The organism is Mesorhizobium qingshengii (assembly GCF_900103325.1).
Lineage (GTDB): Bacteria > Pseudomonadota > Alphaproteobacteria > Rhizobiales > Rhizobiaceae > Mesorhizobium > Mesorhizobium qingshengii.
Genome location: NZ_FMXM01000024.1, coordinates 48,534 through 65,120, shown reverse-complemented (window position 1 = coordinate 65,120; position 16,587 = coordinate 48,534). Strand labels below are relative to the sequence as shown.

General features: G+C 61.2%; 14 protein-coding genes and 2 pseudogenes. 8 read left to right on the top strand and 8 right to left on the bottom strand.

The genetic code is table 11. From position 1 onward, the window contains the following. The first annotated feature begins 1 nt into the window (after position 1). Entirely contained in the window at positions 2-1,948 is a 1,947-nt protein-coding gene (locus tag BLS48_RS28670; RefSeq protein WP_143019534.1) for a S9 family peptidase, read from the top strand. A 43-nt stretch (positions 1,949-1,991) separates the two neighbouring features. Here the strand turns inward: BLS48_RS28670 and BLS48_RS28665 are convergent, their stop codons facing one another. From BLS48_RS28665 to BLS48_RS28635, 7 genes are all read right to left on the bottom strand, one after another. Further along, entirely contained in the window at positions 1,992-2,546 is a 555-nt protein-coding gene (locus BLS48_RS28665) for a SagB/ThcOx family dehydrogenase (protein WP_167365279.1), read from the bottom strand. Between the two features lie 264 nt (positions 2,547-2,810). Further along, positions 2,811-4,124 (bottom strand): YcaO-like family protein, encoded by a 1,314-nt coding sequence (locus tag BLS48_RS28660; protein ID WP_091585151.1) that lies wholly within the window; start codon positions 4,122-4,124, stop codon positions 2,811-2,813. 27 nt (positions 4,125-4,151) lie between these two features. Continuing rightward, positions 4,152-5,294 (bottom strand): TOMM precursor leader peptide-binding protein, encoded by a 1,143-nt coding sequence (locus tag BLS48_RS28655; RefSeq protein WP_091585149.1) that lies wholly within the window; start codon positions 5,292-5,294, stop codon positions 4,152-4,154. Between the two features lie 158 nt (positions 5,295-5,452). After that, positions 5,453-5,659 carry a hypothetical protein gene (locus BLS48_RS28650; RefSeq protein WP_091585147.1) on the bottom strand — a complete coding sequence of 69 codons (207 nt, stop codon included), beginning with the start codon at positions 5,657-5,659 and terminating at the stop codon, positions 5,453-5,455. A gap of 89 nt (positions 5,660-5,748) precedes the next feature. Then, positions 5,749-5,994 (bottom strand): hypothetical protein, encoded by a 246-nt coding sequence (locus BLS48_RS28645; RefSeq protein ID WP_143019533.1) that lies wholly within the window; start codon positions 5,992-5,994, stop codon positions 5,749-5,751. Positions 5,995-6,008: 14 nt separating this feature from the next. Then, entirely contained in the window at positions 6,009-6,173 is a 165-nt protein-coding gene (locus tag BLS48_RS35810; RefSeq protein WP_167365278.1) for a hypothetical protein, read from the bottom strand. 97 nt (positions 6,174-6,270) lie between these two features. Next, on the bottom strand, positions 6,271-7,314 hold the full coding sequence (locus BLS48_RS28635; protein WP_091585141.1) for a radical SAM protein: 1,044 nt from the start codon (positions 7,312-7,314) through the stop codon (positions 6,271-6,273). A 268-nt stretch (positions 7,315-7,582) separates the two neighbouring features. Between BLS48_RS28635 and BLS48_RS28630 the strand changes: the two are divergent. From BLS48_RS28630 to BLS48_RS28605, 5 genes and pseudogenes are all read left to right on the top strand, one after another. After that, positions 7,583-7,723 (top strand): annotated as a pseudogene (locus tag BLS48_RS28630) (DUF1403 family protein); the annotation flags it as partial. Positions 7,724-8,023: 300 nt separating this feature from the next. Continuing rightward, complete coding sequence (locus tag BLS48_RS28620; RefSeq protein WP_091585224.1) at positions 8,024-8,269, top strand: type II toxin-antitoxin system Phd/YefM family antitoxin; 246 nt, start codon at positions 8,024-8,026, stop codon at positions 8,267-8,269. Between the two features lie 80 nt (positions 8,270-8,349). Further along, positions 8,350-8,634 (top strand): type II toxin-antitoxin system VapC family toxin, encoded by a 285-nt coding sequence (locus tag BLS48_RS28615; protein WP_208604682.1) that lies wholly within the window; start codon positions 8,350-8,352, stop codon positions 8,632-8,634. A gap of 451 nt (positions 8,635-9,085) precedes the next feature. Then, entirely contained in the window at positions 9,086-9,973 is an 888-nt protein-coding gene (locus BLS48_RS28610) for an ArdC family protein (RefSeq protein ID WP_091585137.1), read from the top strand. A 160-nt stretch (positions 9,974-10,133) separates the two neighbouring features. Then, a pseudogene (locus BLS48_RS28605) lies at positions 10,134-12,201 on the top strand (ParB/RepB/Spo0J family partition protein). 53 nt (positions 12,202-12,254) lie between these two features. Here BLS48_RS28605 and BLS48_RS28600 read toward each other — a convergent pair. Continuing rightward, the gene (locus BLS48_RS28600) at positions 12,255-13,454 is read right to left on the bottom strand and encodes a DUF1173 domain-containing protein (RefSeq protein ID WP_091585135.1); all 1,200 of its coding nucleotides are present in this window, start codon (positions 13,452-13,454) and stop codon (positions 12,255-12,257) included. 359 nt (positions 13,455-13,813) lie between these two features. On the opposite strand from BLS48_RS28600, the gene BLS48_RS28595 reads away from it, so the two are divergent. Then, positions 13,814-14,863: a DUF7146 domain-containing protein gene (locus tag BLS48_RS28595; RefSeq protein ID WP_091585133.1), complete on the top strand. Its 1,050-nt coding sequence runs from the start codon at positions 13,814-13,816 to the stop codon at positions 14,861-14,863. Between the two features lie 262 nt (positions 14,864-15,125). Continuing rightward, the gene (locus BLS48_RS28590; protein ID WP_091585131.1) at positions 15,126-16,067 is read left to right on the top strand and encodes a DUF2493 domain-containing protein; all 942 of its coding nucleotides are present in this window, start codon (positions 15,126-15,128) and stop codon (positions 16,065-16,067) included. Positions 16,068-16,587 lie beyond the last annotated feature (520 nt).

Here is a 16,587-nt window from a genome sequence, read left to right as displayed (position 1 = left end):
CGTGGCCAACGAACGCGAAATTGCTCCAGGCCGTGAGCGGCGGACCGCTTTGCTGGCGCGAAAAGTCGTGTTTGCCGATCCCCTCCGATCACATCTACGACTGAGCGACGAGGGCACCCGGATCGCCTGGCTCCAGAATGAAGGGGGGATGTTAAGCGTAATGGTGGCGGAGGCCTTTGATACGGCTTCCGCCAAACGCCTGACCGGCGGACGTGTCCGCTCCGTTTCGCCGGCGCTGTTTTGGGCGGCGGACGGGCGGCATGTCGTCGTCTTTCGAGATTCTGCTGGCGATGAGAACTATCAGGCATTCAGCATCGACGTGGATACCGGAGCAGAGGTCGCGCTAACGCCTGGCGGCGGCACACGAGCGCTTTTCAATCGCACCTCGCCACGTATTCCGTCCGACATCCTGTTCAGTGTCAACGACAGGGATCGGCAAAGCTTTGACCTGGTTCGGGTCAACGCAACGACCGGTCGGCGGATGACGGTGTTCGCGAATCCCGGCTTCAGCCGGCTGCATGCCGACGCTGGCCTCGCTGTGTGCTTCGCTGAGCGGGTGCGGCAGGACGGGTCGATCGAGGTCGTCAGGCGACAAGGGCATGGAGAATGGGTTCCCTTTCTTGAAATCCCGGCAGAGGATTCCTTGACCACGCGTATAGATGGCTTGAGTGCCGACGGTGAGGCGGTGTTCCTGCTCGATTCACGCGGCCGCGATCGCATTGCTCTCGTCGTGATTGAAGCACGAACTGCGACATCGACGGTTCTTGCTACCGACAGCGAAGCCGATATCGCGGAAGTCGTCTACGACCCCGACACAGGTTGGCCCCTTGCCGCAGCTGCCCTCGCCGCAAGACGTCGCTGGCACCCGATCGATGAGACATTCGCGGACGACCTAGCGCGGCAGCTTGAGGACGCTGCCGGGCGCGACCTGGTGATCATGGACGTCAGCGCCGGGAGACGGCGCATGCTGATCCGCCTCGAGGCGAGCGACGCTGCCGCACAGTTGCGTGTATCCGAGCGCGGCAGGCGGCGCACGCTTCAGCTCTTCCGCGAGCGGGACGATCTTCAAGGCATGCCGCTGAGGCCTATGCTGCCCGTTGCCATACAGTCGAGAGATGGACTGACGCTGCCCGCTTATATCACCCGTCCGTCCGGCCGCGCTCGCCGCTCGCCGCTCGTTGTCGTCGTCCATGGCGGGCCCTACGACCGGGATGCTTGGGGTTTTTCACCCCTGCATCAATGGCTGGCGAGCCGCGGCTATGCGGTACTGAGCATCAATTTCCGCGGCTCGACCGGCTTCGGCAAGGCCTTCACCAATGCGGCTGATCGCGAGTGGGGCGGCCGCATGCAGGATGATCTCGACGATGGCGTGGCGTGGGCGGTGAAGGAGGGCATTGCCGATCCCGACCGGGTCGGGCTCTTTGGAGCCAGCTATGGCGGCTACGCCGCCCTGATGGCCGCGGCGAGGAGACCCGATCTCTATAACTGCTTCATCGATATCTGCGGCCCTTCGGATCTTCTGTCCTTCATCGCGCGAATACCGCCTTACTGGCACAGCTGGTTTGCCATGATACTGCGCCGGTTGGCGGACCCCGCGACCACGGAGGGACGAAGATGGCTTCAGGAACGCTCGCCGCTTGTTCATGTCGAGCAAATGACCCGGCCGATGTTGATTGCCCAAGGACTGCGCGACGTGCGCGTCAATCCTGCCGAGTCGAGGGACATCGCGCACGCCTTGCTGCGAAGGAACGTGCCGGTGACCTTGGTCACATTTCCCGACGAAGGCCATTTCCTGGTAGGCCAGCGCAATCGTATCGCTCTCATGGCCGTCGTGGAACAATTCCTGGCTTGTCATCTCGGTGGCTCTCACGAGCCGTTGGGTGATGATCTGCAAGGGTCAAGTCTCACCATCGAGATCGGTGGCGAGTGGCTAAGGCCGCAATCCTGAATGCGCAAACAGCTCGAAGGCCTGAAACAACAGACGGCGATGTTCAGCCGTCGATCGTGTCGAGCGAGCCGATGAGCGCAGCGTAGAGGACCGCTTCCTCAACGCCGTCAACGTCAAGCAGATCGTTCATTTCGTCGTCGACGAAACCACCCACGGGACATACGCCAAGGCGAAGCGCGGTCGCCGCGAGGCAGATGTTCTGCATGACGTGACCCGCTTCCAACAACGAAAAACGATAGGCCCGCTCGCCGTATTTGATCTTCGAGCGGCCGAATACCGCCGTCAGGACGAAGACGGCCGCGGCGTTGTCGACTGCCTCGGGAATGAACACCGCCTGCCTTACCGATGCCAGGCCGTCCGCTCGGCCAAGTTCGCACAGGGCATGCGAACGCGGATCGTAATGATAGAGACCAGCTGGCAACTGCTCCACGCGAGCGACCACCACATAGAGTTCGAGCGGATAGAGCCCGCCGCCTGACGGCACGCAGCGTCTCTGTCCCTTGTCCGGCGTGCCCAGCGCGTAAAACGCCAGGTCCGATACACTCTGGAGATCAATCCCCTGACCCGAGTAGCTGCGCCCCGATCGGCGCGACGTCATGATATCCCAAATGCTATCCGTCTCAGCCGTGCGTGGATCGGGCAAGGCAACGCGGGGAGCATAAATGTATCGTTTGAAGCCCGCCGGAGCGACAAGAGCGGATTGCGGGCTCTGCGCAATCCGCGGCGCTGATCGGCTGATCCTGCTGTTTTCATGAAACAGCTCCGAGACGGAGAACAGATTGCGTTCGCCTAGAAGCCGGCCTCGGATTTTGGATATGTCAGTTCCATGAGGGTCGGGCATGAGTGACCTTTGCGAAATCGACTAGGGGAAAGGATGCGGGTGGAGGTTGATCCGGTCGCTCGCGCGATCGGCGTATCCAGCGCTGGTGGCGCGAACACTGATCCTGTGCAGGCCGCTACCAAAATAGAGCGGTTGCGCACCTGGAATGATCGCCCTGAATACATGCAGCCCGCACTCTCTAATGTCCGGGGAGGTCACATCGACTGCAACGACTTCCAGCCCGGCGCGCGCGATGCGTTCGACACAATGCGTAATCGAATCGAGTATGTCGGCAGGCCCGTCAGGGTCTTGCGGTATCTCGGTCTCTCGCGAAGAGCAAAGGACGAATTCGAAGGCCTGGCGGTTTTCCGGCAAAAGGGGCCATAGGACGTGCTCCTCGATCTGGGCAATCTCCTCAAGCGAGGGGTTGGGCAGATGCGCGCCCTTGTCGACAAGGCTGTTCACCCATAACAGGCACTGCGCCAGTTCGGTGAGTGCACCAACGGCCGCGCGACTGGCGACCAAATTGGCGCATGAAGAGAACGTCGCGCCGCGCCTTCCGTCCATGGGTACATCGGAGACGGCAACATAAGCGGGAATGGCAAGATCGGTCGTGACGTCGAGCAAGGTTACATGACTTGAGATCGGTCCGAAGCGGCCGAGCGCTTCCCCCACCAAATCCGGGGTTCGCGATTCGATGACGACCTTCGGCGGACGACGACTTTGAAGCCACATGAGCATTGCGGCGTCGCGCTCCACGACCTCGCAGATGGCCGAAAGGATCGCTTCCTCCGCCGTGTTGCCGCAGGCCAAACCCGTCGTGATCTGTTGCACTACCGGCTTTTCTCCGGTGCGACCAATGTACGGTTGATAGACCGCGAATGCCGGAACCAGGACCGGCTGTTTGCGCGTGAGCGAGAAGCCGATGACCCAGCCGATCGTGTCATCGGGCCGCAGGGCGCAATAGCCGAAACCGGGCCGTGCCAACTGGACGTCGTCATATAGCGAGAGCGACCAAGGTGAAACCGCAGTGGCCGACACGGTACTGATGGGACGATAAATAATCTCGTCGTAGGGGACATAGGCGGCAGAATATCGTTCAACCGCCTCGCCGATTGCCCCGACAAGCGCCTGGTCGCGCACGAGTGATGTGGAGCCGCTGACAGGGCTTTCCGAGGGAAATCCGAAACGGCTGTAGTCGCTGGACAGCGCTCCGCATCCGAATATTTTCGGCGAGTCAGGGGCGCATGGCGCCTCGTGCAGGATCTTTATGATCCCTGTCTCATCGTCGACAAGTCTGAGTGCCTTGCGCAGAGTATCCTCGATCGGCGATGCCAAGTGGTGGTGAAGCTGCATACGTGCTGTCTCCGGATGCTGCCATGCTTAGCCGACAGACCGCGTTTCGGTTGGGATGATGTCCCATATCTTGGTTGGTCTGCGGTCCCTTAACCGCGAGCATGCCGGGCATCTTGGCAGCTTCAGCACCTCATGGACGCTTCGCTCCATCGTCGGAAGGTCGATATTGATGATGCGCCCCGCCGCTGCCGAAAGATGCTCGCCGGCAAGGACGCGTAACAAGTCCAGGGCTACAAAATTCCCCACGATACCGGCGAACGGAAGAAGCGACGGCCAGATGTCGCGTCTGACTTTCAGTTCTTTCCAATGACGGTAGAGTGCCTCGTGATCTTCCGGATGATCCGCGTTGGCCCGACTGCGGGCCTCGAAGCAGGCGAAACATGCGGTCTGGTTTGGAATGACGAACGGGCCGATGATGGCGCGTTGTCGATCGATCCTTGCCGAAACCCAAGGCACGCCATGTTTGATACACACTTCGTTGGCTCGGTCGTAGCCGTTCATAGACATGGTGTCGCTCAAGACCGCAACAACGCTTGCAGACGCGACGGTCTCTTCCCAATCGGCTGCTTCGTCGACAGGTGCCGGTATCGTCACGACGCGGCATGCGTATTGCTTGCGCAACAACAGTCCGGTCTTCTCTGCTTCCGACGCTTTGGCCTCGTCGGAGCCATCCGATCGGACCGACGGCGTGGCGCCCTCGACAAGAACGAGCGTCCCGACGCCGGAGGCTGCGAGCATGGTGGCAACGATTTTGCCGACCTCCCCAAGCCCCGCAACCACCACGGTCGATAGCGCCAGCCGTCTTGCCGCCTCACTGGCGCTCGCACCGTATAAGGACCAGTACGCACCGTCCCTGCCCGACAGCTTGACCGCGTCATCTTCTCGTCCGGGCTGCACCGCCTTGCCGAGAAAACCCTTTTGTTGGATCAGTGTCAGGAAATCTTCGATGTCCGGCCGCAATGTCTCGTCGAATTCGGCCGCCAGTTCTTCAATCCCATGCCTGCCGTCGAGCAGCGGAAGAAGCGACGGAAGGACGACCGCAACGAAATCACCAGAGAGCATCACACTTCCCGTGAACGAGCGCAGGAGGACTTTTCCCTCCTCGACGGGAACAATCTCCACGCCATGTTGCAGGAGGGGAAAGGACGGAATGGATAGAGGCTTGTTCATAGGTCACCGTGAACTGAACGGTTGGTTTTTGAGCAAACCGAAACGCGCCGCTCCCGGACGTAAGGGGTGTCTTTCGACTGCCTCGGCAATAGCGTGAGGGCGCGTCGGGATTGGAAGGCATCCCGGTCGAGGGGATGCCTTCACACGCCTGGCGCACCCTACCTTGCGATCGTTTCGAGCAGTGCGCTCTTGGAGGAACTGGAGCAGTTCCCGATGATGTTGCAGCCTGAATCCGCGGCGCGTTCGCCCGCCCGCTGCAACTCGCGATAAACTTGAACCGCAATCAGATCACCGGCGAGTTCTGCGACCTGCTCCCGCTGTTCGACGCTCAGTTTCAGAGTTGAAAGGCTCAATCTGTCAGCCATAATACGTCTCCCAAGTTACGAGATAAGTTTTAGCGTTAATCCAAGATGTTTCGTGCGAAGCCTCCCTTGGTTGTTGAGCGAAATTGACTTCAGCTTCCCGGCTTTCGACCCCCCGGTTTCGACCCCACGCGCTGAGCAGCGACGGCGGGCAGTGGACCTGGCGATTCTCTTTTCCCGGGTGTTGCCGGTTTTCGATCCTCAAGATTCTGCCGCACGATCAGCGCGACCTCCTCATCAATGATTTGCGTCAGGACATCGACGAGCTTGTCGTCGCCAGGGCGACCAATCTCGATGGTCGAAAGGCTCTCCTCGACCAGTGCGCGTGTGCCGCTCATCCAATTGTCCTCCATCACAGCATGTCCTTGGAAGATGACGAACAATTGCCGATGATGTCGCAGCTTCCGTTGGAGCAGTTGCCGATAATCGAGCATCCCGCCACTTTCGCCAGATCGTTGCGGATTTGCAGCTCGCGGTAGACGTGGATTGCGATCAGATCGCTGGTCACCTCGGCCACTTTCTCGCGGTCCGTTGCCGATAGGCCCAGTCGTGACAGCATTCCAGGTGATCGTTTATCCGACATCGTTCCCTCCTCGGATAGTGACCGCACTGCACTAGATGGGCAGCACCGATTGCGCCCCGAATTCCTTCAAGCCTGCCAGTCTTGAATTGTCGGCCGGCCGCTCGCTTTCGGGAAGCGTGGCCAGATCGCTCACCAACAACTCCGCCCACTTGGCGGCCTTCTCGGCGTATTTCGGCGAAGACAGCATGAAATGGCATAGATGACACTGATCGCTGAAACGTTCCGGAATCTCGTCGTCAATGTCTTGCTGACGCAGGAAAGGCAGGAAAAAACCCGGCCCGACGGATTCCAGGACAGCGAGAAGCTTGTTCTGCTCCGATGCCTTCACGATCTCGCCAAGCGTGGAGCGATGCGCGCTTCCCATCCGCAGCGGCTCGGTAAAGCCCCCGGGTGAACAGCACGGATAGACATCGCCAGAAAGGTCGACTGCAAGCTTCTTGAAATGCTCCCGGCAGTTGCCTAGTGGCCAAGTGAAATCCGCAGGGAATTCTTGTTGTTCCACGCTCGTCAAGGCGCGGCCAGCCGGCAAGCAGGGCATGACGACAAACCGCACCCTGTCTTCCAAGTCACCGAATGCGCCACGGACGTCGTCAATCTCGGTAGTAGACGTTGAGACGATGTTCACGGTTACCTTCAGTCCGACACTCAGTGCTGTCTTTGCAGCGCCGAGAATCCTGCTCAGCGGCAGGAATTCCTGATGGAACGGGCTGGTGCTGATGTTGACGGCGCCAAGCCCTGCATCCCTTAGCTCATCCAACTGCCGGCCCGCTCCTGGCGAGCCGCCCCAAAACCCGTTAGTGGTCACGGAGCACGTATATCCGCAGGTGCGGGCGTAGGAGATGATCTCTTTTAAGAGCCTAAGATAGAGAAACGGCTCGCCGCCGCTTATTCCGATTTCTCTGATCGACGGAATCTCCGCGGCTTCGTCGATCAACCGGGAAGTCCGCTCGAACGATGCCGATTCCGATTTGGCGGGATGCGAATCGTTACAGCAGTGCCTGCACGTAATGTTGCACTTGGAGGTCAACAATAGCCCCAGGACTTCGGGGCACGCGCGTGCGTGGCCGATGGTCATACGACTGGCTCCAACGGCAGCGGTGCCGTCAAGTTTCTATAACGATTTCGAAGGCGCATATGGCGTCGTATGGTAACAACGTCAAAAATGAAAAATATGCACAATTAGGATACATGAGCTGATTTAGATCATCAATATTAGATAGATCTTGCCTAACGATATGGTTTCGGAACCGTTAACACGGAGGAGCGCTCAGAGCGACTGATGCGTGAACGCTGAGACATGCAGTTAAGCTACATTTCGGTTTCCTCGGGCAGGGTAAGCGCGTCTCGACGAAGACGCGGTTTCCGGCTCGCTTGCGACCAACCTGTCGCGGTTTGAGCCGCGCCGCTTGTTTGAACGTTTGCAGGCATTCGACGCCGTGCGCGAACCGTCCGGACGATCGACCTTTCGGCTGTATGGGCTGTGACCATGGCGGAACCGTCCGAAAGGAAGAAAGACAAAAGGGATGTCCAGCGACTGTGGTGGACAGCGAGCTCACACGGGTCTTTCTCGGCGATCGGCTCGATGCCAACCGTGGTCTCGCCACAGTTGAAGGCGACCGCAAGACGAAAGCTGGGAGCGCTTCGCAATGCGCGTCCCGCCCAAACCGGGGCTGAGAACAAGGCCGGAGGGCTCCACCGGACGGGCCTTCAACCTCTTCGGCAGATGGCCTTGAAGATCACGCACGAGTAGACCAAGTTGCATGGACTAAGTCATGGAGACCGCAATGCAGACCGTCAATATTCACGAGGCCGAGACGCATCTGTCACGCCTTATCGATAAGGCGGCCAAGGGCGAATCTTTCATTATCGCCAAATCAGGCAGGCCGATGGTGAAGGTCGTCGCGATAGATGCTCCTACCGCCGGGGAAATGCATCGCGTCGGGTTTATGGCCGGGCAGTTTTCCGTCCCGGACGATTTTGATCGCATGGCTGCCGAGGAAATTGAGAAGTTGTTTAGCGGCGGCGCATGAAACTTCTGCTTGATACCCATCTTCTGCTCTGGGCGGCGGGCGAGCCTGACAAGCTCCCGCCCACCGCGCGGTAATCCAGAATGCCATTCTGCGCTGCAAGCCTTTTGGAGATTGCGATCAAACGGAGACTGGGCCGCGCTGACTTTACGGCCGATGCGCGTCTTTTGCGCCGGGGCCTGATCGACAACGGCTATTTTGAGCTGCCTATCACAAACGAGCATGCCATAGCCGCGGAGTGGCTTCCCGCCATTCACAAAGATCCCTTCGACCGGATCTTGATTGCTCAGTCGATTGTGGAAGGCATTACCTTGCTGACTGTCGACGATCTGGTCGCGCAGTATCCGGCGCCTGTCCGTCGCATTTAGCGCGAATCACCGCTCGGAGCCTGACCACAAGATCGGCGTCTAGAGCGGGGCCTTCTTCTTGTCGCGCCTGCTTGCGTTCATCGTCGAGCGCGTCCTTGATTGCTCTGGGCGTGAAGGAAAGCGAATAGAGTACCCTACATCGAGTTTCGCTGAGGTCATTCGCCTCGCGACCTTGGCGAACCAGGACGGGTTTTGTTCTTCCGGAATGCTTCATCAATCCAACCCGCTGCACCTCCTCCCGTAACAGACATTGTTGCTCTGCCAAGCGGATGAAACGTCTCGATTCTGCCGGCACTGATTGCGAAGCAGTAGTGCTGTTGGGGCGCAGAGGCCGCGTCCGATCCGGCCCTGCCGGCGGCTGAAGTGCCAGCGGGAGAGGGCGGCGGTGGGAGCTGTGACGGGTTTGGAGGCTGCGGAGAGTCTCGCGGCCGCCCGTCATGGAGGTCCGACCATGAAGGAGCAACGCGCTGATGTCTATGTGCGCATTACCAACGAGATCGTCGCCGCTATCGAAGCGGGCGCCGGGGAGTGGAAAATGCCATGGCACCACGACGGCGCCGCTGCCGCGCGCCCGACCAATATAGCTACCGGGCGCCGGTATCGCGGCATCAATACGCTGGCGCTTTGGGCTGCCGCCGTTCGCGCAGGCTTTGCACAGGGCCAATGGGGTACCTACCGCCAATTTGAAGCGGTCGGAGCCCAGGTCCGAAGGGGTGAGAAAGCGACTACGGTCATTCTGTGGAAGGAGCCGTCCACAATCGGCTGCGAGGACAAGGATGCGGATGACACCATCCGAGCGCGTCGCAGAATGTTCGGCAGAGCCTTTTCGGTCTTCAACGTCGCACAGGTCGACGGCTACGACGTCGAGCCGGCAGCGCCGCCGCTCTCTGACGCCGCGCGGCATGCCAAGGCCGAAATTTTCCTGACCAATCTCGGGATCAAGACGGTTTTCGGCGGTTCCGATGCTTGCTACCAGCCTTGGACGGACACTGTCCTGATGCCGGTCATTTCCCAGTTCAGCGATGCCACATCGTTCTATGGTGTCTGGATCCATGAGAGCGGTCATGCGTCGGGGGCGAAACATCGACTGGATCGGGATCTAACTGGTCGCTTCGGCTCCGCCGCCTATGCCCAAGAAGAAATCATCGTCGAACTTCTTAGTGGCCTGATCCTCGCCGACCTTGCCATTGCCCATCATCCTCGCCCTGACCACGCTGCCTACATCGCCTCGTGGCTGGAGGTTATCAAGAGTGATCCGAAAGCTATTTTTGCCGCTGCAAGCAAGGCCCAACAAGTAGCGGACTGGATGCATTCCCGACAGCCGAAAACGCCCTCCTAGAGGGTAAGCAGGGGCGCGCGAGGGCGTACGGCGGGACCCAGGATTGCTGCTCGACAGTCCGACTGGCGTGTCGGTGGAGGAAGAGGGGGGGCGGGTGTTCCGTGACGGGTTTGGAGGTCCGGAGAGAGGCTCCGGCCGGCCCGTCTCGGAGACCACGGATATGGCCAAGACCAATCAGAAGATTACTCTGAGCGCCGCGCAAAACATTCCCTTCGAGAAACTGCAGCTATCGCAAGCCAACGTCCGCCAGGTCAAGGCAGGCGTATCGATCGAGGATCTTGCCGCCGACATCGCCCATCGCGGACTTATCGCAAGTCTAAACGTCCGGCCGGTCCTTGATGCGAACGGCGAGGCGACCGGCATGTACAAGGTACCGGCAGGCGGGCGTCGTTTCCGCGCACTCGAACTGCTTGTGAAGCAGAAGAAGCTGGCAAGGACCGAACCGGTGCCTTGTATCGTCAGTACGGCGACGACGTCCGAAGAAGAAGACTCGCTTGCCGAGAACGTTCAGCGCCAATCTCTCCATCCACTGGACCAGTTCCGCGCTTTTCAGACTTTGCGCGACCAAGGGCTCAGTGAAGAGGAGATCGCCGCGCGCTTCTTCGTCGGCACCGCGACCGTAAAGCAACGGCTGCGATTGGCATCGGTGTCCCCCAAACTCCTCGATCTTTATGCTGGGGATGAGATGAAGCTTGAGCAGGTGATGGCGTTCTCGATCAACAATGATCATGCCCGCCAGGAACAGGTCTGGGCGACGATATCCCAGTCGCATGTGCGCGAGCCCTACTACATCAAACGCCTGCTAACCGAAACTGCGATCCGAGCCGACGATCGGCGTGCCGTCTACGTCGGTGCGGAGGCCTATGAACGAGCCGGGGGCGACATCCTGCGCGACCTCTTCGAGCAGGACCGCGGGGGATGGTATCAGGATCCTGCGCTTCTTGAGCAACTCGCCTTCGAAAAGCTGAAAAGCGACACCGTTGCCTTGAAGGCGGAGGGCTGGAAGTGGGTCGAGGGTGCGATCGACTTTGCCTACGGCCACACTGCCGGTATGCGCCGCATCCATGGTCAACCCAAGGAACTGTCGGCGGAAGAGTTGGCGCGCCATTGCGCGTTGCGGGCTGAGTACGACCAACTCGACGCCGAATACGCCGAAGCGACCGACTATGATGCCGATGTCGAAAGGAAGCTCGAGCAGCTTGGCGGTGAACTCGACGCGTTGAATGATCGACCCCACGTCTACAATCCGGACGAGATTGCGCGCGCCGGCGTCTTCGTCATGCTCGACTCGGACGGGACGCTGCGCATTGAACGTGGCTTCATCCGCCCTGAGGATGACCAAGGCACCAGTGGCCCCGGGACAGAACCTGATAAGGACGGCGTTGTCGATGAAGTGATTGGCGACCATTCCGCCGGCGTTGTCGTCAATGGCCAATCGACAGACGGGGCTGTGCCCGAGGAAGAAGATAACATTCGTCCTCTGCCAGATCGGCTGGTGCTCGATCTCACCGCGCAGCGCACCCTGGCGCTGCGCAATGCGCTCGCCAACGATCCGGTCGCCGCGTTTGTCGCGGCGCTCCACGCTTATGTTCTGCAGGTATTTTATCACTTCGCGTCAGACACGTCGCTCGAGCTAAGTCTCAAGAGTGCCAACTTCCCGCAGACGCAGGGCCTTGCCGACACGGTCTGGGCGAAGGAAATTGACGAGCGGCAGGAAGCCTGGCGACGCGATCTTCCGAAAGATGAGACCGAGCTGTGGGAATTCCTGATCGGTCTCGATGACGCCAGCCGACAGGCACTTTTCGCGCATTGCGTCTCTTTGTCGGTGAATGCCGTCATGGAGCCGTGGAACAGGCGGCCGCGCGCTCGCGCACGCAGACCAGTTGGCACGGTCGATCGGCTTCGACATGGTTGCGGCCGGATGGACACCGACGTTCGACAACTACCTTGGGCGCGTGACCAAGGCACGCATTCTCGAAGCCGTTCGAGACGTGAAGGGTGAGCAGTCGGCACAATTGATTGATCACCTGAAGAAACAGGATATGGCGCGCGAGGCGGCACGGCTTCTCGATGGCTCCAACTGGCTGCCAGAACCGCTGCGCATGCCCGGTCAAGAGCTGTCTGCAGTTCAAGAGCCCATTGGCGTAGAAGCGGGGAGCTCGGAATTTCCGGCGTTTCTCGCCGGTGACGATGAGGGCGCCGACACGGTGGTCGAAGCCGCCGAATAGCGACCAGGTGTCGGAAAACGGAGCTCGGCGACACTGTCGGGCTCCGCCATCGACTATCGCAGCGGCAGCGACGGCATCTCTTCGTCACCAACCCGCCAAATCCAGGCGTCCAGTTCCGGTCGCGTTCTGATCATGTGATCCAGCGCCGTCTCGAACTCAGGACCCGTACCTGCCGGAACTATGTAAAGCGCCACCGGCCTTGGCTGGCGCCGCGGGAACAATGCCGCAGCGATCGGTTCGTCAGGGGCCAAATTGTAGCGCAAGCACTTGGTGCTTTGCTCTCGTAGCTTTGCCAGTGCGTTGACGAGCTTTCTTTCCGAGACCGTCTCATAGGGTACCCAGTTCGGAGCCACCACCATCAGTGCGATTTCCTCGACGACCGCCAAGCCGACGGAATCGAGCGCGAACGTGGCGATTGCGATCAGGTGCGCGGTGTCATCGGCGTTCCATAGCAATATCTCATTCCTGAAGCGCACCTGAAGACGACCATTGAGGCCGTCGTCGACGAGGAAGACGAAGCCCGGCATATGCTTGATGATCAGCTTCTGACCCGATCGCGTCGCCATGAATTCCTTCACCTCGCCAACCAACACCATCAGCTTTCTCGGTCCGTTCCTGCGGGGCGAGGCGGCCGCCAGCGCCGCGGCGCGGCGTTGCTCGATCGCTGCCTTGTTCGACGAGCGGAATGGCTCCGGCACGAACAGTATGTCAGCGAGTGGCGCCCCCTTGACGATCATCTGTTTTGCCGTCTCGAGGAGGTGCCACCGAATGTTCCACCAATGCCTTTTGCCGGCCCAGTTGGATGTCCATTTCGTCAGCCCGGCCTCATGCCACAAATAGTGGAGCAGTCCCTTCAGGCTCAGTTTTCTGGCCGCACCTTCGACGGGGTGCGAGCTGTTTCCCAACGAGATTGGCGCTGCTCGGCCTCCCGTCTTCGCCAGACTGAAATCAAGCTTCAGCGTGGCCATGCCTGTCGCGGGTTCCAATTGAATCGCGTTGCCAACCAGAGCACCAAGCCCTGACAGCTCGTAAGGCGGTTCGTAAGACTCGCAGGCCGGATCGTGATCCCCGCCCGTCAGCGGCATGCGTTTGACGACGTACTGCTCGCCCAACCGGGCGATGTACATCATGATCTCCGGCTCCTTGCATTGGCAAAGCGGCCGCTGCTTTCGCGCATACGCCTCGTGAAGAGCCAGCTGCAACGCTGCGGCATTCTCGTCAAAGATTTCGCTGCCGATCCTGTATCGTCGCATCGCCTCCGCTTGCTCCGGGCCTTTGCCGCATCCCCGTCCGCATATTGACTCACCAGTTTGGCGCTGACGCAACCACTATTCGCATAGGGACATACGTCAGGGATGTCGTGCCGCCGTTCGGTCGTGCGATGGCATCCCGCCGGAAGAGCCGGGCCCGGAAGTGTGCGGCTCGGCCGGCATGGGCAGAGAGTGTGTCGACGGGGCTCCCTCGCTGTCGGAGAGGATTTCCCATGAGCTTCGTCACGACGGCTCGCGCCACGCCCAACGCGGCCGCATCGCTTGCCGCATCGGCGACCGGACGAACCGATCACACCGCCGCTGCCTGACCGACCGTACGGCAGCATGAAGGAGAGAGCATCATGGGCAGCAGAGGTTTGGCCTCCGACCTCGCGTGGCGTCTCGCTCGAGACGCTGAGGCGGTGTGCCGCGCGTATCTTTCGAGCGGGCGTCGCCAGGGCAATTACTGGGTAGTCGGCGATGTCCACAACGCGCCTGGCCGTTCCATGCATGTCCGCCTCAGGGGGTCGGAAAGCGGCAAGAGAGCGGCTGGCAAATGGACGGACGAGGCGACCGGGGAATTCGGTGATCTGCTCGACGTCATTCAGCACAGCTGCGGGCTCTCTGCGTTTCGCGATGTCGCCGACGAGGCGCGGCGCTTCCTCAGCCTGCCACGACCTGCACCCTCGATTACGCAGCGAGACCGGCCTGCAGCATCGGGCTCTCCCAGCGCCGCCCATCGCCTGTTCGCCATGGCGAAACCTCTCGGCGGCACTCTTGCGGAGCAGTATCTGCGTCACCGCGACATTGTCCTCTCCGCCCGCGAGCGAGCGCTGCGCTTCCACCCGAACTGCTACTATCGAGACTTCGCGACCGGCGAAATGGTCGCCCTGCCAGCGCTGATCGCCGCCATTACTGACCTCGACGGTCTTTTGACCGGCGTCCAGCGCACCTGGCTGGAGCCGGACGGCTATGGCAAGGCGCTTGTCGCCGCTCCCCGTCGATCGATGGGCAATGTTCTCGGCAACGGCATCCGCTTGGGGTTTGAACCCGGTGTGGCCATTCCGGTCATGGCCGCCGGCGAAGGCCTCGAGACGATGGCGTCGCTGCGCACGGTGTTCCCGACCCTGCCGGTGGTCGCGGCAACCTCCGCCAATCACCTGGCAGCCACGACTTTCCCGCCCGGCTGCGAGCGGCTCTATATCGCGGCCGACGCGGACGCGGCCGGCCGGCACGGTATAGAGCGACTGAGCCGGCGAGCAGGTGAGGCCGGCGTCGTCGCGCTCGTGCTTCGCCCGCAGCTCGGCGACTTCAATGAAGACCTCCGGCGGCTGGGGCCCAATCATCTCGCGGCATGGCTGCAGGAACAGTTTGTCCCGGAGGATGTTCGGATTCATCTGCCGTGCGCATGAGGTGATCAGTCCCGAAGGGTTTGCGGTCTCGCGCGTCGACGAAGGTCGAGGTCGTGAGGTGCCGCCGCGGTCGGAGGGACCGCCCCCGCGGCCTGCCCGAGAAGCGACCCGCCACACGCGGCCCCGTCCGCAACGGCGCTGCCGTCCTCCGCTTCGCTTCGGCCGCTCGGCTTCGCTCGCGGTGCCCGCCGGGACCGGCGCGCGGCAAGGGTGCGCCGTCAGGCCGCGACAGGCGCGGTCTTCTACCGCACGGAGGCACATCATGAACCGCTCTCTTCCCCGCGACGACAGCTTTGAACCCCACCATGCCGGCTCGCCGACCGACCGGGTCATCCTCGAAATGCAGATGTATGGTCACCGCCCGAACCAGGACGAGCCGGACCCGCGACCACTGCCGGACGAAACTGCGCTCAGCGACGCGCTCGCAAGCATCTTTGAGACACTCGCGGGCGTGCTGGGCGACACACGCCTGGAGCCCGACCTGGACGACCTGCTCTGGGCGACAACCAATCTCTTCCATCGCACCGCCGATCGCGTCAGACGTGACCTCGACCGTAATGAGGGAACGCAGCGTGACAGCCAAATGGAGCAAGACGGCACGGAGGTGAAGTCGGTCGAACTGGAGCGACTCATCGCCGAAGGCATCAGCCTCATCGATCGCCGCAACCTTTTCGAGTTCATGCGTGACGAAGCCGCCGACCTGTTCGAGGCACACACCGGCTCCAGTTGGCGCCCGCGCTCCGGCTCGAAAGTCAACCATGCCAACATGACCGCCGCCGTCATCGACTCCCGGGACTTTCTTGCCGCGCGCCGGCGTGCCGAGACCGAAGTGCTCCTCCCTGCCGGCACCAAGATTGCCTTTGCCGGCGGTACGGATTTCAACGGTCACGATCGTATCTGGGAGAGCCTCGACAAGGCGCGCGAAAAACATCCCGACATGGTTCTCCTGCATGGCGGCAGCCCGCGCGGCGCCGAGCGCATCGCCGCCTGCTGGGCCGAAAGTCGCAAGGTCACGCAGATCGCCTTCAAACCCGACTGGAATCGCCACGCCAAGGCGGCGCCGTTCCGCCGCAACGATCAGTTGCTTTCAGTCATGCCGGCGGGGGTCATCATCTTCCCTGGCTCTGGCATCACCGACAATCTCGCCGACAAGGCCCGCAGGCTCGGCATCCCGGTCTGGCGGTTCACCGACGGCGCCGCGTAAGCGCCACTCATCTGCTCCCCCGTGCCGGAGACCGGCACGGGGGGCAGCACGCGTGTGATCTTACGCGCGTGCTTGGCGCTCACCACGGCTCCCAGGGCGTCGACTACTGGCATTGCTCCGACTGTGATAGGCCGAATGCCGCCCAGCGCGCGATCCGCACGGGTCGCTCGCCCGACCCGCCCGCTGTCTGCCTATTGGGCAACTCTGGTCGACCGCCACCACGCTGGCAGCGGGCTTGGCTCTGCGCTGGTCAAGGAACGCCTTACGAGGTTGTGCGGGCGCCGATGCGTCAGCGGTCGAGCCATCATCGTCAGCACCATCGACCCCGAAGACTTCTTGCAGAGCTGGAACCTCATCGCGGGCGGGAGAACCATCGGGCCTGATGCGTTCAATCGATGACATCCGCGCTTGGCTGACTGCTATCTGACACCTGACGTTCTCGACGCGGGCACGTGCTTCCGCCCCCGCTGCCCTTCCTCCTTCGATCGTTCGTGACGCCGACCCCGCAGGGCGCAGGGCT

Bases quoted from the DNA above. Each gene is read 5' to 3' on its own strand.
- BLS48_RS28665 (WP_167365279.1), bottom strand. From the start codon at position 2,546: ATGACGTCGCGCCGATCGGGGCGCAGCTACTCGGGTCAGGGGATTGAT.
- BLS48_RS28660 (WP_091585151.1), bottom strand. From the start codon at position 4,124: ATGCAGCTTCACCACCACTTGGCATCGCCGATCGAGGATACTCTGCGC.
- BLS48_RS28655 (WP_091585149.1), bottom strand. From the start codon at position 5,294: ATGAACAAGCCTCTATCCATTCCGTCCTTTCCCCTCCTGCAACATGGC.
- BLS48_RS28650 (WP_091585147.1), bottom strand. From the start codon at position 5,659: ATGGCTGACAGATTGAGCCTTTCAACTCTGAAACTGAGCGTCGAACAG.
- BLS48_RS28645 (WP_143019533.1), bottom strand. From the start codon at position 5,994: ATGAGCGGCACACGCGCACTGGTCGAGGAGAGCCTTTCGACCATCGAG.
- BLS48_RS28635 (WP_091585141.1), bottom strand. From the start codon at position 7,314: ATGACCATCGGCCACGCACGCGCGTGCCCCGAAGTCCTGGGGCTATTG.
- BLS48_RS28620 (WP_091585224.1), top strand. From the start codon at position 8,024: ATGCAGACCGTCAATATTCACGAGGCCGAGACGCATCTGTCACGCCTT.
- BLS48_RS28615 (WP_208604682.1), top strand. From the start codon at position 8,350: ATGCCATTCTGCGCTGCAAGCCTTTTGGAGATTGCGATCAAACGGAGA.
- BLS48_RS28610 (WP_091585137.1), top strand. From the start codon at position 9,086: ATGAAGGAGCAACGCGCTGATGTCTATGTGCGCATTACCAACGAGATC.
- BLS48_RS28600 (WP_091585135.1), bottom strand. From the start codon at position 13,454: ATGCGACGATACAGGATCGGCAGCGAAATCTTTGACGAGAATGCCGCA.
- BLS48_RS28595 (WP_091585133.1), top strand. From the start codon at position 13,814: ATGGGCAGCAGAGGTTTGGCCTCCGACCTCGCGTGGCGTCTCGCTCGA.
- BLS48_RS28590 (WP_091585131.1), top strand. From the start codon at position 15,126: ATGAACCGCTCTCTTCCCCGCGACGACAGCTTTGAACCCCACCATGCC.